General features: G+C 33.8%; 17 protein-coding genes. 6 read left to right on the top strand and 11 right to left on the bottom strand.

The annotated features are described in order from the left end of the window. Nucleotides 1-13: 13 nt before the first annotated feature. The 3 genes from NQQ59_RS03000 (at nucleotide 14) to NQQ59_RS02990 (ending at nucleotide 5,447) form a co-directional block, all read left to right on the top strand. On the top strand, nucleotides 14-3,169 hold the full coding sequence (locus NQQ59_RS03000; RefSeq protein WP_144213477.1) for an efflux RND transporter permease subunit: 3,156 nt from the start codon (nucleotides 14-16) through the stop codon (nucleotides 3,167-3,169). 2 nt (nucleotides 3,170-3,171) lie between these two features. Next, complete coding sequence (locus NQQ59_RS02995) at nucleotides 3,172-4,581, top strand: efflux transporter outer membrane subunit (RefSeq protein WP_144213475.1); 1,410 nt, start codon at nucleotides 3,172-3,174, stop codon at nucleotides 4,579-4,581. 83 nt (nucleotides 4,582-4,664) lie between these two features. Further along, entirely contained in the window at nucleotides 4,665-5,447 is a 783-nt protein-coding gene (locus NQQ59_RS02990; protein ID WP_144213473.1) for a hypothetical protein, read from the top strand. Nucleotides 5,448-5,488: 41 nt separating this feature from the next. Here the strand turns inward: NQQ59_RS02990 and NQQ59_RS02985 are convergent, their stop codons facing one another. The 10 genes from NQQ59_RS02985 to NQQ59_RS02940 all read right to left on the bottom strand — a co-directional run bounded on the left by NQQ59_RS02985 (nucleotide 5,489) and on the right by NQQ59_RS02940 (nucleotide 23,607). Further along, on the bottom strand, nucleotides 5,489-5,995 hold the full coding sequence (locus tag NQQ59_RS02985; protein WP_144213472.1) for a hypothetical protein: 507 nt from the start codon (nucleotides 5,993-5,995) through the stop codon (nucleotides 5,489-5,491). Between the two features lie 94 nt (nucleotides 5,996-6,089). Next, a complete protein-coding gene (locus tag NQQ59_RS02980; protein WP_144213470.1) occupies nucleotides 6,090-6,950 on the bottom strand; it encodes a helix-turn-helix domain-containing protein in 861 nt (286 codons plus the stop codon). Nucleotides 6,951-7,127: 177 nt separating this feature from the next. Next, nucleotides 7,128-9,923, bottom strand: coding sequence for a M16 family metallopeptidase (locus NQQ59_RS02975; protein WP_144213468.1), 2,796 nt, complete (start codon nucleotides 9,921-9,923; stop codon nucleotides 7,128-7,130). 459 nt (nucleotides 9,924-10,382) lie between these two features. Beyond that, complete coding sequence (locus tag NQQ59_RS02970) at nucleotides 10,383-12,980, bottom strand: alpha/beta hydrolase family protein (RefSeq protein ID WP_144213465.1); 2,598 nt, start codon at nucleotides 12,978-12,980, stop codon at nucleotides 10,383-10,385. 24 nt (nucleotides 12,981-13,004) lie between these two features. Beyond that, the gene (locus tag NQQ59_RS02965; RefSeq protein ID WP_257698126.1) at nucleotides 13,005-14,981 is read right to left on the bottom strand and encodes a TlpA family protein disulfide reductase; all 1,977 of its coding nucleotides are present in this window, start codon (nucleotides 14,979-14,981) and stop codon (nucleotides 13,005-13,007) included. Nucleotides 14,982-14,992: 11 nt separating this feature from the next. Further along, on the bottom strand, nucleotides 14,993-16,348 hold the full coding sequence (locus NQQ59_RS02960) for a RagB/SusD family nutrient uptake outer membrane protein (RefSeq protein ID WP_144213461.1): 1,356 nt from the start codon (nucleotides 16,346-16,348) through the stop codon (nucleotides 14,993-14,995). Between the two features lie 18 nt (nucleotides 16,349-16,366). Further along, the gene (locus tag NQQ59_RS02955) at nucleotides 16,367-19,939 is read right to left on the bottom strand and encodes a SusC/RagA family TonB-linked outer membrane protein (protein ID WP_144213459.1); all 3,573 of its coding nucleotides are present in this window, start codon (nucleotides 19,937-19,939) and stop codon (nucleotides 16,367-16,369) included. Between the two features lie 177 nt (nucleotides 19,940-20,116). After that, the gene (locus NQQ59_RS02950; RefSeq protein WP_186296554.1) at nucleotides 20,117-21,184 is read right to left on the bottom strand and encodes a FecR family protein; all 1,068 of its coding nucleotides are present in this window, start codon (nucleotides 21,182-21,184) and stop codon (nucleotides 20,117-20,119) included. A gap of 76 nt (nucleotides 21,185-21,260) precedes the next feature. Then, nucleotides 21,261-21,806, bottom strand: a complete 546-nt coding sequence (locus NQQ59_RS02945) for an RNA polymerase sigma factor (protein WP_144213455.1) — start codon at nucleotides 21,804-21,806, stop codon at nucleotides 21,261-21,263. Nucleotides 21,807-22,068: 262 nt separating this feature from the next. Further along, entirely contained in the window at nucleotides 22,069-23,607 is a 1,539-nt protein-coding gene (locus NQQ59_RS02940) for an AraC family transcriptional regulator (RefSeq protein WP_144213453.1), read from the bottom strand. 621 nt (nucleotides 23,608-24,228) lie between these two features. On the opposite strand from NQQ59_RS02940, the gene NQQ59_RS02935 reads away from it, so the two are divergent. Next, nucleotides 24,229-24,672, top strand: coding sequence for an isochorismatase family protein (locus NQQ59_RS02935; RefSeq protein ID WP_144213451.1), 444 nt, complete (start codon nucleotides 24,229-24,231; stop codon nucleotides 24,670-24,672). A 127-nt stretch (nucleotides 24,673-24,799) separates the two neighbouring features. On the opposite strand, the gene NQQ59_RS02930 is transcribed toward NQQ59_RS02935, so the two are convergent. Beyond that, on the bottom strand, nucleotides 24,800-25,003 hold the full coding sequence (locus NQQ59_RS02930; protein WP_144213449.1) for a hypothetical protein: 204 nt from the start codon (nucleotides 25,001-25,003) through the stop codon (nucleotides 24,800-24,802). A 273-nt stretch (nucleotides 25,004-25,276) separates the two neighbouring features. Between NQQ59_RS02930 and NQQ59_RS02925 the strand changes: the two genes are divergently transcribed. Both NQQ59_RS02925 and NQQ59_RS02920 read left to right on the top strand, forming a co-directional pair. Further along, entirely contained in the window at nucleotides 25,277-25,648 is a 372-nt protein-coding gene (locus tag NQQ59_RS02925; protein ID WP_257698125.1) for a hypothetical protein, read from the top strand. 297 nt (nucleotides 25,649-25,945) lie between these two features. Next, complete coding sequence (locus NQQ59_RS02920; protein WP_144213445.1) at nucleotides 25,946-26,869, top strand: hypothetical protein; 924 nt, start codon at nucleotides 25,946-25,948, stop codon at nucleotides 26,867-26,869. Nucleotides 26,870-26,871: the final 2 nt, after the last annotated feature.

Below are 26,871 nucleotides of genomic sequence, written 5' to 3'. Positions count from 1 at the left end.
AATAACATTTTCCATGTTAAAGAAAATAATAGACAGGCCGGTATTGGCCACAGTTATCTCTATTGTATTGGTAATATTGGGGATTATAGGTCTTACCAGATTATCTGTAACGAGATTCCCTGATATTTCGCCGCCAACCGTAATGGTAAGCGGTTCATATCCAGGAGGAAATAGTGAAACCGTTATTCGTTCTGTGGTAACGCCGCTGGAAGAACAAATTAACGGAGTTGAAAATATGCAGTACATCAAGTCTACTGCGAGTAACGACGGATCTTTTTCGATTAGCGTTATTTTTAAACAAGGTATTGATCCAGATCAAGCTGCGGTAAACGTACAGAACAGAGTACAGCAGGCAACTCCAAAATTACCGCAAGAAGTTGTCCGTATGGGACTTACAACTTCGAAGCAGCAAAATAGTATGATTGTTATTTTCAACTTGTATACAGATGATAATAGCAAATACGACGAATTGTTTCTGCAGAATTATGCCAATATCAATTTAGTACCACAAATGAAACGTGTTCCAGGTGTTGGACAAGTTCAGATTTTCGGTCAGAAAGATTACTCGATGAGAATCTGGCTGGATCCTCGTAAAATGGCAAATGCAGGTTTAGTTCCTTCAGATGTAACGCAGGCTATTGCAGAACAAAGTTTAGAATCGGCTCCAGGTAAATTGGGAGAAGAATCTAAAGCAGCTTTAGAATATGTAATTCGTTACAAAGGAAAAAAGAACAAACCAGAACAATATGAAAACATTGTCGTTAAAAATAATGGAAGTAATGTTTTAAGATTAAAAGATGTGGCGCGAGTAGAATTTGGTTCTATTTCGTACAGCGGAGACAACAAATCGAACAGTAAAAATGCTGTGACAATGGCAATTTTACAAACTTCTGGGTCAAATGCCAACGACATTGAAATTGGAATCAATAAAGAAGTAGAACGACTTTCAAAATCTTTCCCTCCAGGTATTAAATACGTAAACGTAATGAGTACCAAAGACAGATTAGACGAAGCAACAGGACAGGTAAAATCAACATTATTTGAAGCTTTTATTCTGGTATTTATCGTAGTATTTATTTTCCTTCAAGACATTCGCTCGACGATTATTCCAGCTATTGCGGTTCCAGTTGCGATTGTGGGAACATTTTTCTTCTTGTTGGTTTTTGGATTTACGATTAACATCTTAACGCTTTTTGCCTTAGTACTTGCGATTGGAATTGTGGTCGATGATGCGATTGTGGTTGTCGAAGCCGTTCACAGTAAAATGGAAGAAGATGCAGGAATTTCAGCAAAAGAAGCTACTCACGGAGCAATGGCAGAGATTACGGGAGCTGTAATTTCGATTACTTTGGTAATGTCAGCCGTATTTATTCCGATTGGATTCATGACAGGATCTTCGGGGATTTTCTACAAGCAATTTGCTTATACATTGGCGATTGCGATTATCATTTCAGCTGTAAATGCCTTGACATTAACTCCTGCTTTATGTGCGCTTTTGCTAAAAAATCACGGAGATAAACATGGTGATCACGAACACAAAACAAGTTTTAAAGACCGTTTTTTCATCGGATTCAATACGAGTTTCAACAATTTTACGGGAAGATATATTAAAGGCGTTCGTTTCCTTATCGGGAAAAAATGGATTGCTGCAGGATTAGTTACTGGAGTTACAGCACTTGCAGTTTACATGATGATGTCTACACCAAAAAGTTTCGTTCCGTTAGAAGATGACGGATTCATGGTGTACAGTTTATCTATGCCTCCAGGAACAGCTCTTGATCGTACGACTGCGGTAGTGGAGAGAATGGAGAAAATACTAGAATCAGAAAAAGCTATTGATGTTAATACGAGTATTACGGGATTCAACATTTTGAGCAACAGTGCCAGCACCGCTTATGGTTTAGGATTTATCAAACTAAAACCTAAAAAAGAAAGAGGTGAAGTTAAAGATATTGATGAAATTTTGAATAGCGTTACTGGAAAGTTATCGACAATCAAAGAAGGTTCGATTATGGTGTTTAGAATGCCTCCAGTAGAAGGATTTGGGGTAACAAGTGGTGCCGAAATAGTGTTGCAGGACAGAATGGCAAGAAGTCCAGAAGTTTTAAAAGCAATGTCTGATAAAGTGATTGCCCAAATTATGCAGCAGCCTGGTGTTCAATATGCTTACACGACTTTTAGAGCTGATTATCCGCAGTTGGAATTGGAAGTTGATGAAGACAAAGCTCGTCAGATGGGAGTGAATGTAAAAGACCTTTTAGGAAACATTCAAACTTATTTTGCAGGAGATCAATCTTCAGATTTTACCCGATTTGGTAAATTTTATAGAGTGAATGTAAAAGCAGACGGAATTTTCAGAATGGATCAAGATGCATTTAATGAAATTTTCGTAAGAAATGCTGACATGCAGATGGTTCCTGTAAAATCAATTGTGAAATTCCATAAAGTATACGGACCAGAATCGGTAAACCGTTACAACCTTTATAATTCGGTAAACATTACCGCAATGGCTTTACCAGGTTATAGTAATGGTCAGATTATGGGGAATTTGGAGAAAGTACTAGATAAACTTCCAGCTGATTACAGTTACGAATGGACAGGTTTAAGTTTGGAAGAGAAAGCAGGAGGAAACCAAACCGTTGCTATTTTCGGATTATGTCTATTGTTTGTGTTCTTTTTATTGGCAGCACAATACGAAAGTTACTTATTACCGCTTGCTGTTTTACTTTCAATTCCAACAGGTATTTTAGGCGCATTTGCTGGAGTTAAAGCAGTTGGTTTAGACAATAATATTTACGTTCAGGTCGGATTAATCATGCTGGTTGGACTTCTGGCGAAAAACGCCATTTTGATTGTGGAATTTGCATTACAAAGACGTCTCGCAGGATTAAGTATTGTCGAAGCGGCAATCGAAGGAGCAAGATCAAGGTTAAGACCTATTATCATGACTTCGCTGGCCTTTATTGTAGGTATGATTCCGTTAATGTTTGCTTCTGGAGGAACTGCTGTTGGTAATAGATCTATTAGTGTCAGCGCTTCAATCGGGATGTTAAGTGGTGTGATTTTGGGAATTTTTGTAATTCCGTTGCTTTTCATTGTATTCCAATATTTACAAGAAAAAGTATCCAGTAAAAAGATTCCAGCACAAGTTCAAACGATAAAAGAATAAGAATGAAAACACTATATAAAATCGGAGTTGTTTTACTTACCGGAACGATTATGACTTCGTGTGTGGTAGGAAAAAAATATTCCCGTACAGATTTAAATGCTCCAGAAAAATTCCGAGAGGAAATGGCTGTTACTGGAGACACGGTTTTACTGCCGTGGAAAAGTTATTACAAAGATCCTTTGTTGGTTAATTTAATTGAAAAAGCCCTCGTTAAAAACAATGAGGTGCTTATTGCAATGAAAAGTATGGAACAGCTTGACCTTAGTTACAAACAAGCCAAGCTGTCCTTACTTCCAACACTTGATTTTGATGCAGGTGCAAGCCGTGCCTATCCTTCAAAAAATTCCTTAAACGGATCGCTAAGCCAGCAGTTTATTGGTAAAGATTATATGGATGATTACAGTGCCAATTTGCGTCTTTCTTGGGAAGTTGATATTTGGGGAAAAGCAGCCATGCAGAAAAGAGATGCTAAAGCAGCCTATTTTGCTCAAAAAGAAAATCTTTCGGCATTAAAAACTCGAATTATAGTTCAGGTGGCTCAAGCGTATTATAATCTTTTAGGTTTGGATGAACAACTTAAAATTGCAGAGAAAAACATCGAATTGAGTACAAGTACTTTGGATATGATGAAATTGCAATACAATTCGGGTTCGATTAGTTCTTTGGCAGTAAATCAGACAGAAGCTCAGAAAAAAACGGCTGAATTATTAATGCCTTTAGCGAAAGCAAATATTGCAGTTCAGGAAAATGCCTTGCAGATTTTATGCGGAGAATATCCAGATAAAATAGAACGTGCTGGAAATATTGATGCAGCAGAGATAAACGTTATTTTTCCAACAGGAATTCCAATGTCACTTTTAAGCCGAAGACCAGATGTAAAAGCAAGCGAATATGCTGTTATGTCGGCGAATGCTAAAACAGGATTGGCAAAAGCTACCATGTATCCCGCTTTAAGTTTAAGCCCATCGATTGGAGTGAATTCATTTGAATTTGAGAAATGGTTTGATTTTCCAGGATCAATTACTAAAACTATTGCAGCCAATTTAGCGCAGCCTATTTTTAGAAAAAAAGCATTGCGAACGGCTTATGAAGTCGCAGTTTTAGAACAGGAAAAAGCAGTCGTTCAGTTTAGACAATCTTTTATTACGGCAGTTGGCGAGGTAAACGATGCCATGTCAAGATTAAAATATGCTGATGAAAGAATTGTTTTAGCCGAAGAAAAAGCAGCTTCTTTAGACAAGGCTACTGCTGATGCTTCACTGCTTTACAAAAGTGGTATGGCGAATTATTTAGAGGTAATTACAGCTCAAAATAGTTCGCTGCAAAATGATCTGGATGTTGTGACTATAAAATTAGAAAAATTAAACGCGGCTATTAATCTTTACCGTGCCTTAGGAGGCGGAGTAGAGTAGGCCAAATACATTTTAAAATTCACCATCTCTGCCAATAGCATTGATGGTGAATTTCTATTTTAATTGATTTTTGAATTACTGAGATGGACAAAATTACTTTTACCCGTTCAGAACTTTATACTTTGGTTTGGAAATTTCCACTCGTACAAATTGCAAAACATTATGAGATTTCTACGATGGGAATCAAAAATGCCTGTTCCAAACTGGAAATTCCGCTTCCAAAAAACAAACATTGGACAGGACCGGAATACAAGCGTATTAACATTCCAAAATTGGCTTTCAATTACAAAGGAAATAATGAAATCAGTATTTTTAAAAAGAGGTATGAGATGCATTTTAGAATTGCTTCCAAACCGACACCTTTACAAGAATTGGCTGTAAAAATTAAAAATGATGAAAATGCCCCTTTGCAAGTTCCTAAAAAGCTGAAAAATCCTTTTCCCATTGTAACAGCAACAGAAAAACTTTGGATCAGCAAAGTTTTAAACGATGGAATTTACGAAGCTAAATCTAATGTTTTAGACTTAAATGTTTCTATTGACAGCATCAATCGTGCTCTGTTATTTATGAATGCTTTTATAAAATTAATAGAATACCGAGGTCATAAATTTGGAAAAAGCGAACACGGTTTAGATACCGTTTTTTTTAGCAACGGAATCGAAATTAAAGTAGATTTAAGAGAAGCTTTAAAACGAATTACAGCCAACGGTTTAAGAGAAACTACAGAATATGTTTTTACAGGCGATTTTATCTTTAGAATAGCAAAGGAATCCGATAAAAAAGAATGGCGAGATGGACGTATCATGTTGGAAGATAATTTGGCACTAATTGTAGCCAAATTAGAACTAATGGCACTGGAAGAATAAAATAGAAACTGCTGGCTGTATTTTGCCAGCAGTTTTTTTATTTAATTGATTTCCTTTTTTAAAAGCAACTGTTTTACAGGAAGATTTTCTGTCATCGCTTCTGAAAAGTTAAATGCAGTGTATCCCATTCCGATAAGAGTTTCTTTCAAAATCAAATCAGATTCAAAAAGTTTAACCCAGACCAAATCGTGTTTTCTTTGTTGGGCAATGACTTCTGCTCGATCAAAAAGTATTTGAATTTCTTCAACATCAGAATAAACGATGTGATCAATGCAAATTGGTTTTTCGGCTTCGATTTTTTCATTTAAAATTCGGGAAGAATTCAATTGCAGAAAAGACGATGGAGTTTCATTTTCATGAACCATTAAAACTTCAATATTAAAATCGTTTTGAACTTTAAAAAGTGCTGGAATAGAAAGGGTTTCAGCAACATATTTTTCGCCAATTGCTTCAGATGAAAAGAGATTCGAATAGAATTTTTTTGCCTGATTTTCCATCCAAGTGGCGGTATCTTGTATAATAACTACAAATTGTGCTTTTTTTGACATGTTTTTTAGGTATTCAATTATCAATACAAAACTGCAGTTATTTGTTTTAGAAGTAAAGGGACAAAAGTCTGAAATGTTGGTCAGAAAGTCGGTTTTATTTTAAATGATTTCGATATTCTAAAGGAGAAGACTGTGTGTAGTTTTTAAAGAATTTACCAAAAACAGACGGATTCGAAAAATGCAACACGTCGCTAATCTGACTGATCGTTAATGATTTATTTTGAAGTAAAACTTTGGCTTCTAAAATCACCATTTCATCAATCCATTCGCGGGTTGTTTTACCACTGTTGTTTTTTATAACTTCCGAAAGGTATTTTCTGGTCACATTTAAACTTTCAGCATAATAAGATGGCGAACGATGTTTGATAAAATCTTTCACCAAAAGTTCTTTAAATTTTTCAAACAAAGGATTTTGAATTTCTTTATTTGGAAGATTTTTTTTCATCGAATCCAATTCGAATATCAAAATGTACAAATAACTTCTAAGAATAGAATCCTGATGAAAATGATTTGTTTGAAGATTTTCTTGAATTAAATTAAAAAGCTGTTCGAATTTTAGTTTTGTTTTTTTCTCTAAAGGAAATACATGCAACTCACTTTTTTCAAAAAAATCATATTGTGAAAGGAAGAAGACATTGGTTTGCGTTTCGAGAAAAAACTTGGGTTTAAAAAAGATAATATCCATTAAAATTTCTTCGCTGTTTTTGCTGAAACTTCGAATGACATTTGGACCCAGCGCCAAAATTGCAGGAGCTTCTACGACAATTTTATCCAATCGGGTCTGCATGATAATGCTTCCTTTTTTCAGAAATTCAATCGCATAACTTTCAGCCCGATACGGAATATCTATATACGGATGATCTTCAATCTGTACATAAAAATAATCTTTCTTGTCGTTTTGATTGGTAAACAAGCTTTTATGATGTTCGAGCGTGTAGGTATTAATTTTGCTCATTTCTTGCGAAGCTTTTAGGAAATTTAGTTCCTTCAAATATAAGCAAAGACGCCGATTAATTTTTAAAATAATAAAGGCTGTCTTTTGGACAGCCTTTAAAAACTAATTAAAATAAAAAATAAAAAAATCGATAAGAACATTATAAACCCTATTCAGGATAAGGTTTACAAGAGATTCTTACTTTGCTTTCATCAGCACTTGCACGCTGTTAGATTTCTTTAAAGCATTCACAGTGAATTCTTTTAAATCTTTTGCAGTTATGGCACTTAGAGTTGTTTTAAGAAGTTCAGTGTTTAGTGGCTCTTCGTTATCACGAACATAAGAGCTTAAAACGCCTAACCAATAACTATTTTGTTTAATCTGTTCTTGGTTGTTTTTAAGAATAGATTGTTTGATGTCTTCCAGCATATTTACAGGAATGTTTTCAGTTTGTACTCTCGCAAGTTCAGCGTGTACAATTTTCACTAAAGCATCTGCTTTATCAGGATTACAATCGAAGTTAATTTCTAAAGAAAATAATGGACTCGGAATTTGTGAAATATCGGTTCCAACTTGAACACCGTAACTGCCGCCTTCTTCTTCACGAATGGTTTCCAAATAACGTTTTGTCAGCCACTCTGATAGCATATAACTTAAGATTTTGTTCTTTTTGTTATAAGCAACCTCTTTGTTTTCTAAATGAAGATAAACCGTTGTTTTTGGCGTATCCATTGTTCTGAAAATCGTTTTTTCTACTTTTCCGTCTTTCATAGAAATTTTATGATCGACATATTTTTCTGTTTTTTGATTAGAAGGAAGATTTCCTAAATAGGTATTAATTAAAGCAATATCTTTTTCTGAAATGTTTCCGACGAATAAAAACGTAAAATCACCTGCATTTGAGAAACGTTCTGTGTAGAAATTTTTAGCTTTATTTAAATCAAATGAATTGATAAAATCCTGCGTTAAAAGCCAGTTGCGTTTGCTGTAATTGGTGTTTAGATTTGAAATAGTATCATTTAAAGCCTTTTCGTTGCTGTTTGGAGCATTATTTAATTTGTTTTGATATTGCTCTTTTATTTTGTCGAAAGTGCTATTGTCAAATCTCGGATGTTGGAAATACAAATACGTAAGCTGTAATAAAGTCGTCAAAGATTCTTTGTTACTGCTTCCGTTAAAACCTTCGTATAAACCACCAATATACGGACTCACATTCGCCGTTTTTCCTGTCAGTTTCTTTTTTAAATCGGTAAATTTATAATCACCCAAACCAGAATACGCCGCCACTGCCGATGCAATCTGAGCCGATGGAAGGTCTTTCCAATCTGCCAAAGAATTTCCTCCAGCGCTGTAAGCTGAAAATAAAATTTGATCCTTACTCAAAGTAGTTGGGTAAACAATCACTTTTGCGCCGTTTGCCAAAGTATATTTTTTCGCATTCGCGAATAGTTTGATGTCTTCTGTTTTTGCAATTGGTTTTTCTTTCAAATCTTCTTTTACTAGAGAAGCGGTTAATTCTTCTTCTTTGTAAGGTTCTAATTTGGAGTTTGAAATGGTTTTAATAGCATTCCAATACTCATTTGCTTCAGGAAATTTTGTTGCAGCATCTTCTGGAGCAGAAACTGATAAAACTAAATTATCTTTTGGATTTAAAGCTTTAAAAGCTGTATTTACCTGTGCTAAATTAACATTGTTTAAGAAAGCGTTAATCCATTCGTGTTCGCCTTCAACCGTAAAAACAGGATTAGATTCTAAGAAATAAAGTTGTAATTGCTCTGCCCAATAAGCATTTCCAATTTTATCTTTATTCGCCAAACGATTGTCGTAATTGGTACGCATTTTAGTTTTCAAACGGTCTAATTCCTGTTGCGTGAATCCGTTTTGCATCGCTCTTTCAAATTCTCTGTAAGCTTCTGTAAAAGCTTCAATGAATTTTCCTTTTTTCGGAGTAATGTGTAATGAAAATTTGCTGTCTAATCTTGAAAGATTATCATTTGAAATTCCGAAAGCCAAACCTGCCGTTTCGTTATTGATGATGTATTCGTTAAAACGTGTATTCATCATTTGTATCGCCAGATTTTCCTGCATGCTTTTGGTCATTTCAGCCTGATCCTGAACTAAAGGTTTCGATTTAGTATACGAAAGTGAAATTCCAGAACGCTGTAATTCTTTGTCAGTTGCCAGAACATAACGGTTTTCTTTATGAAACGGAATTTTTTCGTATTCTCTTTTGTTGATTTTTTTAGGTTTTGGTATCGAACCGAAAATCTCTTTAACCCTTTTTTCGATTAAAGTGACGTCGATGTCCCCTACGATTACGACAGCCTGATTTTGCGGTTGATACCATTTTTTATAATAATCTCTAAGGACTTGATATTTGAAATTATTGATGACATTCAAATCTCCAATTACATTTCGTTTGGCATATTTTGAACCATCAAATACGACTTTATCAATTTTTTCACCCGCTCTATAATCGGCATTTCTTCTTGTGCGCCATTCTTCACGAATTACACCTCTTTCAGCATCAATTTCGTTATCCGCCAAAAGTAAAGAACCCGACCAATCGTGCAATACATACATGCAAGAATCCAATAAAGTTTTGTTTTGTGAAGGAACATTGCTGATGTTGTAAACCGTTTCGTCGTAAGCGGTATAAGCATTGATATCTTTTCCGAAAGAAACACCTTGTTTTTCCAACATATTGATGATTCCTTTTCCTTTAAAATGCTCTGTTCCGTTAAAGGCCATGTGCTCTAAGAAATGCGCTAATCCGTCTTGATCGTCATTTTCTAAAATAGCTCCCACGTTTTGCACAAAATAGAAATCGGCTCTGTCGTTTGGCCATTCGTTGTGCATGATAAAATACTGCATTCCGTTTGGAAGCGTTCCGTGTGCCACTTCTTTTGGCAACGGAAATGTAGTTTTAAACTGCGCTGAAACTTGAGATAAACCCAGAATCAAGAAATGCGCTAGAATTAATTTTGTTTTCATTTTGATAATTATTGTTCTTTTTTTTGATTGAAATTGAGATAAGAAGTCCCTGCTGTTGCTTTGAAGGTCTCAAAAGAAACCTTCAAATAACAGTTTGTTTATCTATGTTGTGTGTTTGTTTTTTGCCACTAATTGCACCAATTTTCTCGAATTTTAATTTGTGTGAATTAGTGAAATTGGTGGCTTATTTTTTCTCTCGCAGATTATGCAGATTTATTTAAATCTTTTTAATCTTTTAATCTTTGGCTATATTTTCAACACATAGAATCATTGCTTTTCTTTGTCTAAAAAAGGCATTTCATTTATCTGAATTCACATAGTTCTATATGCTCAAGTCTAAATTTGTTTTTTGCCACTAATTGCACCAATTTTCTCGAATTATAAATTAGTGGAATTCGTGTAATTCGTGGCTGTACTTTTTTAGGTTTAAAATTCTATGTTTCTATGTGTTGGAGAAATCTACATCCAGTCAGGGCGTGAAGCACCTTTTAAATAGAAATCAAAATACTGCAGCATTTTTTGTGTCCAGTCTTTTTGATTAACTGCCCTGTCTAGTGTGTGATTCTCCGTTTTGTAATTTACCAGCCAAGCTTCTTTTCCTAATCTTCTCAAAGCAAAGAATAATCCCATGCCTTGGTCGAAAGGAACAGCTCCGTCTTTGTCATTATGGAAAATTAGAGCAGGAGTAGTCACTTTGTTAGCGCTGAAAATAGGAGAGTTGTCTACGTATTCTTTTGGAAATTCATACATAGAACCTTTCATACGGTATTGATCTGCTTCGTATTTGAACATATTCGAAATACCGTTCACGCGATAATTTAAATAGTTTGAAGTAAAATTACTCACTCCAGAACCTACAATTGCACAAGTATAAATTGGCGTTTTAGTGATAATGTATGAAGTTTCATAACCACCAAAACTATGTCCTTGAATTCCGATTTTGCCTTTTTCTGAGATTTTTTGGTCAATTAAATACTGCGTTCCGCTTACAACGGCATTGTATGCGCTGTTTCCAGGACTGTTGTAAGTATAATTTACATCTGGCATAAATACCAAATAACCTCTGCTTAAGAAAGTCGGAATATTGATGTTTGAAGTACTCAATTCTGGCATTGGATAATGATTCATTTCATGCGTATGTTTTTCGTAGAAATGAACAATTACAGGATACGTTTTAGAAGCATCGTAGTTTTGAGGAACATATAAACTTCCTTCGCCATCTGTACCATCAAAGTTTTTCCAGCGAAGCAATTTTGTTTTCATCCAATTGTACTCAGCCTGCTGTGGATTAACATCTGTCAATCTTTTTTGCGTTTTAAAGTTTTCATTTGCCCACCATAAATCTGGGAAAGTAGAAGCGCTTTCTTTCGTAAAAAGATAGTTGGATTGATTTCCTGCAAAAGCTTGAATTTTAATATCATAATTTGGATTGCTAGCTAAAACAGTGATTTTGTTATTCTTTAAAACATAAACACCTTCTGCTTTTGTATTGAGATCAAAACCTCTTAAAGTAAGTGTTTTACCCGTAAGATTTCCTCCAAATTCTGAACCGTATAAACGCAGCACAACATTGTTTTTTCTACCAAATTCCTGAGTTAGGGAATATGGTTTTGTGTTTCCGTTTAAATCAATAACCCAAATATCAAATTTGTCGTAGAGAGCAACGCTGTTTCCGTTGTTTAACCATCCAGCAATTCCGTATGGCACAGGAGTGCGTCCCATGTCTTTTTCTTGATCCTTAAGAGAATATGGAATTCCAGTTGGAATATTTTTAAATTCAGTTGAAGATCCGTCTGTTTTGTACGATTGCCACGCTTCTTGTTTTTCATCAAAATACAAAGCAAAAGTTCCAGCTGGATTCCAGAATGGAGTAGACCAAATTCCTTGTTTTACCAATTGATCTTTTCCTGTTGCAGCATCAATAATGTATAAATCGTTTCTTTCTGTAAAAGTCCAATCTACTTCAATAGTATATTTATCGTTTACATATTTAAATAATTTAGAATAATCGACAGCATCAGGATGACTGATATTTGAGTAATGATTATCGCTGATTTTGATGCATTTTTTTTCCTTTAAATCATAAACATACAAAGGATCTTTGGCAGAAGCTTTTTCTCCGCGAACCTTTGCCAGTCTGCGTTCCATCGCACCTTCGTTCCATTTCCAGATATCGATATCTGATTTTTTGATGCGATTATCAGGATATTGGTTCGAAGCCGATCTAATATCTAAATAAACAAAACGTGTATTTTCTGTAAACGGATAAGCATTTCTTGAAAATTTATAATTTTGGTCTTCCCATTTAATGGAATTAAAATCTAAAACCTCTTTTTGTGAATTGGTTTTTAAATTGAAATAATGAAGTACATCAACCTCTTTTGACGGATCAGTTTTTGTGGTAAACGTACCTTCTAATTCATTAGTATTAATTGAAAAATCACCAAAAGCAGCAACTGAACCGCTGTAAATTTCTTTATACGGCCCTTTTAAATCTCCATATTTCAATACAATTGAATTGTCGTTTACTTGTGTGAAGATGATTTTCTGCCCGCGAAGCATTTTAGACGATTTGATATTGTTGATGACAATACTATCGTTTTTAGCCAAATCAAAAAAGACTAATTTGTTGGAGTTATTTCCATCTTTTCCCATTTGAAAATGGCTGAAATACAAATAATTCGTTCCTTCCAAAGTTTGTGTATAATCTGTAGTTTTCCAGACTTTTTTGTTTCCGGTTGCTAAATTATGCAAGTATGTAACATTGTTTTCCTGATACATTAAAATATCGCCAGTTCCCACAAAATTTGCATCTCCAATTTTTTCCAAAGTCAGTTTTTTACCTGATTTGGTATTGATGATAAACGTTTCCGGTTTTGATTCTTTTTCGGCATCTTGAAAAGCGGTTTTGTACAAAGCCCAGTTTCCGTTATAAGAAATTTTGTTGGTACCAATGCGCTGCCATGATTGGTAAGCAATGCTGTCAACCGCTTTTTTCTGTGCAGATAAACTATGTACACTCAAAGCGAGTGCACATAGTAAAACTATTTTTTTCATATTTTTTTGATTTTCGAAAAGCAATTATTCGTTTTTTAAAGCATTGATAACGTTTGTCAATTCATCCACCAATTGTCCTGGATTTCCAGAATATCCTTCAGATGTAAAACGAATTTTTCCGTCTTTGATCACCACTTTTCTTGGGATTCCACTAGATTTGAAAATCTGAGCATAGTTGGTAAAAGAAGCGTTGTTTGTACCGCCTCCTTTTTTTACTAAATCAAAATAAGTAGTGATTTTCAACCCTTTTTCTTTTAAATAAGCCAAGGCCTCTTTTTTGTATCCTTCTTTAGTTTCCTGAGTACTGATAAAATAAATTTCTACTTGTTTATCTTCTTTGAAGTTATTTACCAATTGTTGCATTGCTGGAAACGCTTTTTTACAAGGTCCGCACCAAGTTGCCCAAAAATCGATTACGATGATTTTACCGCTGTTTAAGGCTAAATCTTTTGTTTTTCCGTCTGCAGATTGAACCTTAATCGCTGGCGCAGAGATATCAATCAAAGCGATTTTTTCTTCAGACTTGTTTTCTTTTTTCAATTGCTCTAAATAAGCTGGAAAATCGGCTTCTTTTTTACCTTCTTTTAAATATGCTTCTTTCAATTTAGCTGTCAATCCTTCAGACAAAGTATTTGCTTTTGCTGCATTCTTTAGAACCTCAATAATGGGTTTGTTTAATGCTTCTAAAGCTCTTACATGAATGTCGTTGATACTTGCTTTTTCGTAACGTTTTTCAAACGGAAGTAATTCAAAAGTCTCTAAAACTTCTTTGTACTTTTTCAAAATATCGTACATACGAATCTGAATTACCAATTCATTATTCAACTGATTGATTGCATTTTCAGTTGCTTGATTTGGAGACCAATAAATGCCCTGCATATAAGACATATCGTTTACTTTTGCCTGCATTTGTTTGATGATCGGCACAGCCATAGTTTCGATAACTGCTGGATCTACCACTTTTAAGTATAATGCTTTAGAAATATTCTGATGATAAGCATCGTTTAGATTAGCAAAATTCATATTTGGAATCATAGCCAAAATAGTTTTGTAATCTTTGTTTTCGAAATAGTAAGTAAACTGCGATTTTGCAATGTTATCATAGAAATACTGTTGCGATGGCGGTACTTCAGAACTGTATGGAAAATCAGCTAAAAACTGCGTCATTGCTTTATTTCTTTCTGTCGCATCTGCAATCGGCATGATTTTTTGATACGCTTTTAATCTTACAAACGCTCCTTTTGGGAACTGTTTTACAATTACATTTTCAACAGAATCTGCTTTTGTTTTGTTCTTTAAATCATACAAATAAATGTGATGCACTTTTAGATAAACCTCTTCAGGCATTCCTTTGGTGTTTTTTGTAAAATCTCCCAAAAAACGAGTACCTAATTCCTGAAATTTTTCAGGCTTTTGAACTTTAAGAACTTGGAAATAAGTATCAAAAAACTCTGGAAATCTGTTTCCATTATCAGCAACTTCCTTTTTTAACCAATATTCTGTAGCATCGCCATCAATAGAAAAATCTTTAAAGTAGCCTCCAAACTGACCGTTAAAGTCTTTGTTTCTAAAAGTAGCCCAAGCTAAATCGGCTCCTGGCATTTTTACTTTTGGTTCTTTAAAAGCCACCAGCATATAACCTTTATCTTGGTTGGTATCTGTAACCAATCCGTTTTCAGTATTGCCGTAGAATTTGAAAGCCATGAAAGCACAGTTTTTTGGAACTGTAAAATCGGCGCTGTAAACAGCGCCATTTTTTTTCACTTTAAGGTCTTCGATTTCCCATCTGTAATCATTGAAAACATAAGCATAACCGCTGATATTTTTAACGTTTTCTAATGGTCCACCTTTTGGATCGTATGTCATGCTAAAAGTCGCTCCCGGAATCGGAATGTCTACCATTCCTTGTAATCTGGATTTCACTTCTTGACTCGTAACCTGTAAGGTAAAAGCGCAGAACGCCAGTACCAATAATTTGATATTCTTAATTTTTGTAAACATTGTAAGTTTTTTTATTTCCCTAATTCAGGGTTTAAGTCGATATAATTTTGATTGATTGGGAATACATATCCGTCGCTGTTTGGGGCTAGAGTATAAGTCGTTCCTTTGAAAGTTCGTGTGTATGTTTTCTGAAAAGCAGGGTCAAGATTTAATCTTCGTTGATCAAACCAACGGAAACCTCTTCCGATGAATTCTTTTTGTCTTTCGGTCAAAACAAGATTTAAAGCTTCAGTATTGGTTGACGCACTAACTTGATACGCTGTATTGGCTTTGTAACGTTTTGCTCTTAAAATATTTAAGTAATCAACTGCTTTTTGAGTTTGTCCTGCTCTGGCATAACATTCTGCAGCGATTAAGTACATTTCTGGAACAGAAACTCCAATGTTAATTCCGTTTGTGTAGCTATATGTGTAGATTCCAAAACCTCTTCCAGTGTAACTTGGAAAGAAATTATTTCCAGCAATTGTATAATAGTTGTAACGTAAATCGTCTGCACTAAAGCTGTTTAGTAGTTCTGTAGACAATGGTGCTCCATTATAACTAAGTAATAAAGTTTTAGAGAATATTACTTCAGGATTCTGAATCAAAACAGGATAACTGTAAGCTGTAGCAAATGATTTAAAATCGATTAATCCGTTTTGCATTTCCAATGCTTTCTCTGCATTTTCAAGACTCAATTGATATTGTCCCATATAAAGATACGTTCTAGCCAGTAATGCATAAGCTGCTCTTTTTGATGGAATTACATTAAATGGAGGCGTATCCTGAATATCATTTGCCAAAGCACTTTTTAAATCAGAAATAATTTGATCGTAAACTTGTCCAACCGTATTTCTGTCTAATGACGAAAATAATTCAGGTTTCAATAATAGCGGAACCGCTTTTTCTGAATTTGCAGAAGCAGGATCAAATTGTGGCCCGTAAGTATTTACCAATTGTAAATAAGCAAAAGCTCTGTGTACAAAGGCTTCAGCATAGATTTCTTTTTTCTCTGCATCCGTTCCTTTTTCGCTTTTCATAACGCCGTCTAGAATTACGTTACTATAGTAAACGGCTTTGTACAATCCTGTCCAATCGGCATCTCCTTGAGATGGATCGTAAATTCTATCCTGCCAAGTGTAACTGTTTGCCCAAATGGTATTTACACCGTTTTGGTACGTCGTAGGAAATTCTACATCGGCATTGGCTAATAAATAAATACCTCCAGAGCCGCTAATGTCATTATAGGCATTAGCAAGACCTCTGTAATCTGAAGTATATTTTAAAATTCTGTTGTTTCCAACTTGCTCCACTTCAACATAATCTCTACAAGAGTTTAGTAGTAGAAGTGCAGGTAACATATATAGTGTGAATTTAAGAAATTTCATAAAATCTGTTTTTTAAAATTAAAAACTGCAATTAAACTGTAAAGTGTAAGCACGCTGTGGAGGAAGTGTGTTGTAGTTGTTACTTGACAAATACTGAGGGTCAATTCCTAAATCGTTTTTAACCCATAACAACCCTAAATTCCTTGCAGCGAAATTGAAGCTCAATGATTTGATAAAAGTTTTTTCTAACCATTGGTTCGGTACGTTGTAGCCTAATGAAATTTGCTGTAATCTAATGTTATCCGCAGGAAGCACATTGATATCTGCCATTTGGAAACGGTTCAAACTATTAAAGCTAATATTGGCTAAACCAGGAACATTTGTAGTCGCTTCGTCTCCGGCTTGTCTCCAACGATCTGCAATAAGTTCGTCTTTGGCAACTGCACCGTATTGTACTCCTGTGTATGAAGGATAATTTTGTAAAACAGGATTTCTAAAAACATGTCCTAAATAATACGTTACTTGAACTCCTAATCTGAAATTTTTATACGAGAAGTCATTCATCAAACCTCCAAAGTAAGGAGCAAATGTCGTTCCCATGTATTTAAGATCTTCTTTGTCAATTGTTGCAATTCCTTGAGTTGAATTCACAATTGTACCGTCTTTTTTGCGTACAGTAGATTGTCCGTTAGCATCTAATCCTGCCCAGTCGTAACCATAGATATATCCAATTTTTTTACCTTCAGTTGTTACACCAGACAAATATTGGCTAGTTGTAGTCGCTTTAAAACGAGAGTCTGTAACTTCATTTGTATTGTATGAAAAGTTAAAACTGCTGTTCCATTTAAAGGCTGAGTTTATAATCACTCCAGAAAGGTTCAAATCTACACCATGTCCTTCAAGTGTTCCAGTGTTATAATTTAAAAAACTCCATCCAGTTGTTGGGTTAAATGGTAAATTGGTTAAAATATCTTTCGATTTTTTATAGTACACATCAACACTTCCGCGTAAGCGATTATTAAAAAATCCGTAGTCTAAACCAAAGTTAAGCGTTGCTGTAGTTTCCCATTTGATATCTGGATTTTCAGGTAATGAAATACTCGCAGTTGGCAATTGTGTGTTAAAATCAACAGAACCAACACTGATTACAGCGCTCTGACTTCCGAAACCTCCGCCTGGCGCACTTCCTGCTTTACCATACGTAACTCTTAAAGCTAAATCGCTTAACCAGTTTGCATCTCTTAAGAAAGATTCTTTATTGATATCCCATTTAGATCCTAAAGACCATAATGGTAATGCTCTGTTTTTTCTAGAAGCGCCTAACAAATTATAATCGTCAAAACGAATACTTCCAGAAAGATGATACCTGTTCATGAAATCGTAAGAACCTAAACCGTAGTATGATAAATAACGGTCACGATATTTACTGATACTGTTATCAGAAGTTCCAATAATATTTGTCCATCCGTAAATGGTAGTATAATAAACCGTTGGGTTCACAGATTGTGATGAATTGGTATCGGTATTATATCCAAAAAATCTCTGACTTGAACCTTCTCTTCGTTCTTCTCTAATTTCTGAACCCGCTAAAAAGTGAAGACTATTATTGTCATTGAAATTTTTGTTAATATTCATTTGAATACGCATACTTTGCGAATCATTGTCAGATAAAGTGTTGTATAAATAAGAACCAACAGGAATTCCGTACACTAATTTTCCAGCTGTACTTACAGAAGTAGCTTCATTAATTAGATTTCTAGAATAATAACTGTCTAATTCGCTTAACGATTTGGTTTTGTTTGTAATTGAAGTATACATTCCTGACGCTTCAAAATTCAACCAATTGGTTACGGTAGCTGTTAAACTTGCATTTAATCTGATGTTTTCTCCTTTTGTGATAACATTAGAATAATTTAATTCGTCTAAGTAATTGTAAGTCCACGGAAGGTATCCTTTTGATTCAAATCCTTTTGCAACTTCTGGTCTGAAAATAATGTAACGATCAATGCCGTTTCCATTTTCATCAGCAATCATATCGTAAGGTCGCAATGCAAAATTAGATACATTAGATAATGCTTCGTTTGCCGTAGTGTTTACTTGAAAAGAAGAAGAAACGTAGTTAACTCCAGTATTTAATTTTAAAAACTTTTTCAGCTGAAAAGAGTTGTTAAGCGTAATATTATAAGAGCTTGATTCATTTCCTCTCATTGCAGCTTCGTCTTTATTATAACCTAAAGACAAATAATAAGTGCTTTTATCGCTTCCGCCGCTTACAGATAAATCGTATTGCGTTGTTGCTGAGTTTCTTAATAAATATTTATTGATTTGACTAAGATTGTCATTTTGAGATAATTGGTTTAATAATTGATCTCTTTGCGTAAGCGAAATTTCACCTCTTTGTTGTCTGAACATGATTTCCTGAGCAGCACTAGGATTTTTAGCGTAGCCAGAATTAATAGTGTTATTAATATTATCTACAACAAATCCGCCTGAAACTAAATCTTTCTCGTAGTCAATATACTGAGCGGTATTCATTACACGCAGTTTGCTAAGATCCATTCTTTCACCAATGGTAGTTGTAGTGCTAAAGCTGATAGTTGGGTCTGCTTTTTTACCTTTTTTTGTTGTAACTACAATTACTCCATTAGCGGCACGAGAACCCCAGATAGAACTTGCAGCAGCATCTTTTAAAACGGTAATACTTTCAACATCATCAGGATTAATATAACTTAAAATTGAAGCGCCTGGAACACCTCTTTTACTAAAAGCAAAGTCATTTATAGGTTGTGGAAAACCATCAATAACCACAAGTGGACTTCCAACACCGCTGTAATTATTTGTTCCGCGAACTGTAATAGAACCAGTACGTGGATCAACGTTTACACCGGCAATTTTTCCTTCCAATCTTGACTGGATATCTACTGTTGGAACTTCTGCTAATTCTTTAGCTCCAATAACGCCTATAGAACCAGTAACTCTTTCTTTTGGAATTTCGGTATAACCATTAGAAGCTACAATTTCAACACTGTGAAGCTCCATAACATCTGGAACCAATGTCGCATCAATAACTTTTTTATTGTTTACGGCAACAGTTACCGTTTTATATCCTAAAGAGCTGAAAACGATTGTATCATTTGGAGCAACTCTCATTCGGTAATCACCTTCTTTACGGGTAATATCCCAAGTTTGTTTTCCTTTTAAAACAACATTTACACCAGCAAGCGGAGCACCTTTTTTATCGGTTACTTTTCCTGTTAGTTCGTATTCTATTTGTTCTGCTTTCTTTTTATTTCTTTTTACAACAACTTGTTTATCAATGATATCATAAGTTAGATTGTTACTTTTTAAAGCATTATTTAAAATTTCTTCTAGGGTTGCGTCTTTGTCCAACGTAATAGTATTGGCAGATTTAAGAACATCATCATTATAGAAGAAGACATAATTAGTCTGCTTTTCTAAAGTAGAAAAAACGTCGGTTAGTGGAGTGTTCTTGAAGCGAACATGTATTTTATTTTGTCCTAAAGAAGGGCTTGCATATAAACTACACATACTTATCCAGATAAATGCAGTAACAGATCTCATAAGCAGCAGATATAGGTAATAGTGGTTTCGTCCAGAAAAATACTTTTCTGAATTATGTTTTTTATTCATAATTTTGTTTTGATTTAAAGATGTAGTCGATTAGCGTCGACTGCTGTTCTACAATGCCGAAAGATGTTAGCGCATCTTTTGGCTTTTTTTTTGGTTAGTCTTTACAAATAAGGTTGATATGTTTATTTTTGGTCTTATATCATAGGCATTTGGTGGTTTTAGAATTGATTTTTTTATTTATTTAATTGTAATAGTTCTTTGGTTTGCGTTAACAGTACAGTTGCTATTGGTGATACTCGATAAAGTAGTCGCCAGCGAATTAAGATTTTCATTTAAAGAAAGAGATCCAGAATAATTAGCCTCTAGATTTAAATTGTCACCTTTGATAAATTCAATTTTATAATATTTTGAAAGCTTGTTTAAAATATCATTCAAAGACTGACTTTTGAAGGTAAAATACCCTTCTCTCCAAGATAATATCGAAGCCACATCTTTTCGTTCTACTTTAATCTGTTTTTTATCTTTATTGATGGTCGCAATCATTCCAGGAGTTAAATCTTCCTGAATTTCCTGATTGTTTAAGAATCCTTTTTTGTTGTATGTAATTCTAACTTTTCCTTGTAATAAAGCGGTTTGAACCGTTTCGTCTTCTGAATAAGAGCTCACATTAAATACAGTTCCAAGAACACGTACATTACATTCTTTCGTTTTTACAAAGAAAGGTTTGGTTTTATCATGTGCGACATCAAAAGCCGCTTCACCAGTCAAATACACTTCGCGAATCGATCCGTCAAATTGAGTTGGATAAATTAATGACGAACCAGAATTCAACCAAACGGTTGTTCCGTCAGTTAAAACAATTTGTGTTCTTTTTCCGTAAGGAACACGAACGGTATTAAAAGCTGAGTTGTTATTAGAATTCGTGTTGATTGCTTTTTGTCCAACCGTAACTTTTTCTCCATCTTTTCCGTAACTGATAACCGTACTATCCTGCACCGAAATAGTCTGTTGATCTTGTAAAACAAGAGAAATGTTTTCTAAATCAACATTTGATTCAGTCGATTTTGTGTTCGCAGCAAATTGTTCTAACGCGGTTTGAGGTTTGCTACTTTCATTAGCTGTACGATTTACAAATACAGATAATGAAACTAATAATGCGGCACTAGCAGCGGCAGAGTAGGCCAGAAATCTTTTCTTCTTTCTGCGCCTAGATTCTTCCTGCTCTAGTTCGATTAGTCCAAGACGAATTTGATTCTTTAAAGAATCTTTTTCATCGTTCGATATTTTATTAAAATTAATTTGCAAGGCGATGTTTTTATGGGGTATATATTTACTAAGAGAATCACTCTTGTAAAACATAGACAAAAAAAATAACCTTTTTTTAAAGTTTTTTTCGAAGTTCTTTCAAACATCTGTAAATCAGTGTTCTGCAAGATTCGATAGAGATGTTTAAAATAGAAGCAATTTCCTCGTAAGGTTTGTCTTCGTTAAATCTGTAGAACAATGCTTTGCGCTGTTTTTCGGTAAGTTCCTGCATCGCAAATGCTAATCTGGAGTTAAGAGCGGCATTGTTTTCTTCTTCAATCAAAGTATCTTCAAAAGAGAGTTCTTTTAAGATAACTGAATCATAATCAGAGGAAATGGAAAATATTTTTCGAGCAGCTTTGTGCTTTTTCAAAACATTTCGCTGTGTGATTTTAAACAGATATGATTTTACATTTACAGTTTCGGCAAGACCGCTTCTGTATTTGTAAATGTCTAAAAAAACATCATGAATAGCATCTTTAGCAATAGAAGTTTCGTTAGTATATTGTAAAGCAAAAGTAAGTAGAACATCAGCGTAGTTGTCATACAGCTGCTCAAAGGCGGAAATATCACCTTTTTTGATCTGCTGCCATAAAAAAATATCTGATGTTGTATTCTCCATTTAGGGAACAAAATTGCTATTGTTTTTTGAACAAATCTATAACTTTTATCAGTTGATTAAATAATATTTCGAATTTTTCGCATCATTTTGGTGATTTTGGTCAAAATAATGGCGATAATTTTGTTAAAATGAGTTTTGGTGAATTATAGAAATATCGTTATCGAAGAAAAAGAGTTCATAATAACAATTACTCTTTTTCTTAACATTCCTGCAAACTAAAATCAGTTCAAACGATGTAGCAATATCTTAAATCCTTGTATTATTAGTCTTCACTATTATTTTGAAGATAGGTAATAAAAGTCAAAGGAGAAACACCCGTAATTTTTTTGAATGTAATAGTAAAGCGGGTATGAGAAGCAAAACCTGCCTGATCGGCCAGATAACTAATTTTATATTTCAAATAAGTCGGATCATTTTTTAAACGGTCCACGATGTAATTGATCTTTAATTCATTAATATATCCCGCAAAATCTTTTGATTTGTGTTTATTAATAACATACGATAAATATCGGTGATTGACATTTAATTCTGTAGCAACCGAATTCAAAGAAAGTGTTTTATCCAGATAAGAAAGGGAGTTTTCAAATTCTGCCAGATTTTGTAGAATGCTATTTTCAGCTGCTTCAGACATGTATTCTTTAGAAACGTCTTTTTTGCTTTCTGTTTTTAGTTCATCAACTGAAACGGATTGATTATTTTCTATAAAGGATTTTATTTTTTTATAATCCTGTTTTCTTTTAAAGAGATAAATAGCCACTGTAGTTAAAATTACAAATAGACTAATGAAAATAAAAATCAGTTTGTTTTTTTGGTTTTGAGATTCCGTATCCAAATGACTTTTATGAAGTGATTTTATTAAATCATCTGCAATGACTTTATTATTATTGTTTTCGGCTTTGCTTAATTTTAAATTCTTTTCGTTGTAAACAATGTATTTTTTGGTATCGGTCAATTTGTAAAATTCCATCAACGAACTATAGACCTCTTGTTTTAAGGCCGCGTAATCTGATTTTTCTGCAATATCTTCCGCTTTTTTATAATGAAAAAGCGCTTTTTTAAAATCTTTCTTTGCCACATAAACGTCTGCCATTCCATTATAAATAAACCCTCTCATCGGACTGTCATAAGAGAAAGAATCCTTAAGTTCTTTTTCTGCTTTGTCATAATGAAACAAAGCCGAATCTGTTTTCTTTAGTTCGAGATAATTTTTAGCAATAAGCTCGTCGTTAATAGCAATCTGGTAATTTTTATCGCTCACAGAAGCCGCTTTTTCAAATAAATGAATTCCTTTTTTAAGATGCGAAATTGCTGTAGAATAGTTAGCATCATGCAATTCATAACAAGCCAATTCCTGGGATAAATTTCCCTGAAAACGATACATTTCGCTTTCATCTTTTATTTTTTTGCTAATGGCAACCGCTTTATTCAGATAGGTTTTTCCGATATGATAGATTTCATTTTCACGATAAAGCGATGCCATAAATCCGTAGATCTTGGCTTGAGTTGCATAATTTGCCTCCAGTAAAGCGATTTTTTCAGCTTCTTTTAAAGCATTGATCGCTTCATTATGAATTCCGTACTGATATAGAATTTGCGCTTTGAGTATGCGGGTGTTTATTTTATCAGAATTTTTTTTTGCAATTTTATAAAGATAGTCAGTATTGCTTAAAGCCTTTTTAGGATCTGAACTTAATAAAACCTGATAGGTTTCTGTATAAATTTTTTCAAAATTAGATTGTGAATACGAGAGATAATTCGAAAGAAAAAAAGTGAATAGGAGTAGCGTATTTTTTAATTGCATGTGGTATTTGGTTGTAATTTAAACGGAGCAGTACTTTTTTATAATTGTAGGCTCTATTTAATTGAATTTAGCTTATAATAGGAAGGGGTAATTTAACTAATATTTTTCAAAATTTGGCAGGCTCTTCATTTTCTTAACAACATTAAATCTTTATGTGTAATAACTTTTTTTAAAATTGTTAGAAAAAGAATCTTCTTAAAAATCAAATTGCGGTACAGCTACTTATAATAAGAGATTTTTATAAAGAAAATACTGTTTTTGTTAAGTTGTTGTATAATAGCTGTTTGATGTTTTTTCTATCAGAAAAGTATTTTATTTATTGCGTAATAGGTAAAGAAACGTTCTCTTTTTCCCCCTTTCAAATTAGTAGTTTCGCAGTCCAATTTTAGAAGAAATTTTTTCTTTTTTAAAAGGCTATTTTTTGTTGGACTGCCGGTTTCTCATCACAAGCTGCAAAATTTTTCCAAATAATTTTATTCTCGTTAACAATCAATCCTGTCTGGGGCAGGCTCTAGAGGGGTCCGGAGTATATTTGATTTTGAGCATGATATAATTTAAGAGGAACTGAGCACTTGAAACCGGCAGTTTTTTTACCAAATCAAATAAAAGTACTATACCATAATGAAAAGAAAATATACAAAATCGGCATTATTGTTAATAGACATACAAAATGATTACTTCTATAAAGGAAAAATGGAGTTTAAAGGAAGTTATGAAGTTGCTGCCAAAGCAAAGAAAACTTTAGATTCTTTTAGAAAGAAAAGAAAAACCGTTATTCATATACAGCATATTGCATTAAATAAAAATGCTTCTCATTTTGTTTCGGGTACATACGGCGCAGAAATATACGAAGATGTTGCTCCAATTGAAGGCGAAATGATAATCGTAAAAAATACGTCTAATGGTTTTACAGAAACTGGTTTGTTTGAATATTTGAAAAACAATCAGATCGAAAATTTGACTATTGTTGGAATGCTGAATGATATGTCCAATGATCCAACCGTCCGAACGGCTAAAGACTTAGGCTTTAACGTTCAGTTGAAAGATAAAATAGTAGTCGTTTAACTCATCTGAAATAGAGCAAAATTTAATTTTAACACATAACTATGTGCATTGAAATTAGTGAAACGCCTTTTTTAAAAGTTTACAGAGCTATGTTTCTATGTGTTAAATAGTAATTTTTCCTAACGGTTTAATTTAAAATATCTTCTTTTGGATCGCATACATTCGGTTCTTCAGAAGTAAATTCAGTTACCGGATTTTCGATTTTATCATCCCAATCTCCCCAGTCGCCCTGATACGATCTTCGGAATATCAATTCGTTATTATCTCCGTTACAAACGCTTGTTGTGCATATAAAATGCCTTTTGCTTTTATTAAATTGAGAGGTTTCCATGATTGTCGAGTGTTAAGTTAAGTTTCCTCAAAAGTAGACATGTGTACAACAAGTTGCTTATATAATAAATTGTATTTGTTGTCAAATTATCATGTAAAGTGTTTTAAATCAGTAATATGTTTTAAAATGTGTTGAAGTTTTCTGAATTTGAAACCGATTGAGAAATGATCCGAATAAAATGGCTTTCTCTTTTTGCCAAATAAAAAATCAGGATTTAGTTAAAATAAATACAAAATAGTATGTACTTTTGTTGCCAAAATAGACAACAAGCAGTTGAAAAGATTAATTATCATAGCACTTTCGATTTTAATTTTATCGCCATCATTTGGTAGCTTGTTCGTTTATGCTTCATTCAAAATCAATCAGAAAGAAATCGCGAAAACTATTTGTGTGCAACGTAAGCAGGCATTTAATAGCTGTAACGGACGATGCGAACTTCAAAAAAGCATCAAAAAATATTCTGATAACGAAAAGAAAATGCAGGACAGTTTAAAAGATAAATTAGAGTTGGTGTATGTTCAGAACACTGCTGAAATTGTTTTAAACGTAATCCCTGCTGTCGAGTTAAGAGAAAATACTGCTACTTTATTCGAAAAGAAACCTATCGGGGCTTCTAATCTTACTTTTCACCCTCCGCTGGTGTAACTTTTCTTTAAGATCAATTTTATTGTAAAAGATTTTAGATCATTGATTTTAATTTCAATGATGCAAAACTTGGTATAAGTTCATTTGATAGTCAATGAATTTATTTTAGAATTTCAGTTTATTCGATTGAATTCTATTCTCTACAACAGTAATTTTTGATCTTATTTCAAGTAATGGAAAAGACACTTGAAACGTATTTTTCAATTACAACCTCCATTTAAATTTCACGGCATTTAGTCTTTCAAAATCTGATGGCTTTGTGCTGCATTTTAAACAGTTTTCAAACATTCATTACAAATGAAATCTTTTAAATTTTTGGTGATTGCATTAGTGTGTGCAATTACGTCCTGTACAATCGATAAAACAGATTACGAAGCGGAGATTGGTTCTCAAGTGCCAGAATATTATGAATTTAAAGAAGCGGCTTCTTTAACAAGTGGTAACTACAAAATTAGTATTGAAGCCTTAAACGGAACATTTTATAAAGGTTACAACGAACTTCGTTTTAAGATTGTCAATACACAAAACAATCAAAGTCTTACAGCATCAGAAGTTACTTTTTTACCTATTATGAGTTCAACTGAAGGAAGCACAACTTCTTGTCCGCATGAGTATACTGTTAAGTACGATACCGCTAATAAATATTTTGCAGGATATTCGGTATTTACAAGTGAAAGTGCTACAACAAACAGCTGGAAATTCTATGTAAGTTTTACAGCTGACAATCAAAAGTATGAAGTGACTAAAGATATTTTGGTTGAAAAACAAAGCAATAAAAACCTCAATATGACCACTTTTACAGGAAAAGATAACGAACAATATGTTATTGCTTTAATTGCACCACAAAAGCCAAAAGTAGCTGAAAATCCAATAGTTGCGGGAATTTACAAATACAATAAACCAACAACTGCTGCGGGTACTTTCCCAGATCCGACACAGTTTTCCTATTCAGAAGTTACAGGTTATACTTTAAAAATAGATCCACGAATGCCGGAACCTTCAATGGGAAATCATTCGTCTCCAAATAACCAAGATTTAACACAGCAAAACGACGGTTTATATCACGGAGTGGTTAATTATACGATGACAGGAAACTGGACGCTGAACTTAATTATGATGAATCAAAACGGATTAATTTTAAAAGGAACGGTAGTTCCAACAGATTTTACACCTGGAGTAGAAGGTGTTAAGAGCGAATTATATATTGATACTTTATTCTAAAA

Source organism: Flavobacterium panacis, assembly GCF_024649945.1.
In the GTDB taxonomy this organism is placed as follows: domain Bacteria; phylum Bacteroidota; class Bacteroidia; order Flavobacteriales; family Flavobacteriaceae; genus Flavobacterium; species Flavobacterium panacis.
Note: the sequence above shows the minus strand (reverse complement) of the source record. Positions and strands in the feature narration are given on the sequence as shown.